Below are 675 nucleotides of genomic sequence, written 5' to 3' on the forward strand. Positions count from 1 at the left end.
CCAGATGTGCTCAACGTGTTGCGCGTTCTGGTAAAGGAAGCCGACTGTATCGAGGGGAACCGGGGCTTGCCGCTGGGGGCGCTGACAAGTCAGTTACTTGCCAACGTGTACCTGGATCAACTCGACCATTTCATCAAGGATACGCTGGGAGTACGCTATTATGTGCGGTATATGGATGACTTCATTCTGCTGCACGGAGACAAAACGGAGCTGTGGCGGCTGTTGGCGGAAATCCGGGACTTCCTGGCCTGCGAGCTGCATTTGACCCTGAACAACAAGACACGGGTATTCCCGGCCTCCCACGGCGTGGATTTTGCCGGATACCGGCACTTTTCAGGCTACAAGCTACCGCGCAAGCGAAACGTGCGCCGGGCAAGAAAAAGGTTTGCGGGCCTGTCGAGATGCTACGCGGATGGGCGCGTAGATATAGACACCGTGCGTTGCTGCGTCGCGTCCTTTACGGGATACATGCGGCATTGCAAGGGATGGAAGAGTGCGGAAAGCACCTTGAACAGTCTGATTTTAGTAAAAAACAGTGAAAAAGACAAGGAATAACGGGCGAAAATCCTTCGCATGGAGCGCGCTGTTTCCGGGCTTTGCGCAGATTTTTCCGGCATAGTGAGGGCTGACAGAGGCGGGGGCGCAGCCACGCCCCCACCGGCGGGCTTGGGAGAA

At 56.3% G+C, this 675-nt stretch carries 1 protein-coding gene; it reads left to right on the forward strand.

Going from position 1 to position 675, the window contains the following annotated elements:
• Positions 1 to 555, forward strand: a 555-nt coding sequence (locus DESPIG_RS12555) for an RNA-directed DNA polymerase (protein WP_006009586.1), incomplete at its 5' end; no start/stop codon positions are given.
• Positions 556 to 675 lie beyond the last annotated feature (120 nt).

This window comes from Desulfovibrio piger ATCC 29098 (assembly GCF_000156375.1).
Taxonomy (GTDB): domain Bacteria; phylum Desulfobacterota; class Desulfovibrionia; order Desulfovibrionales; family Desulfovibrionaceae; genus Desulfovibrio; species Desulfovibrio piger.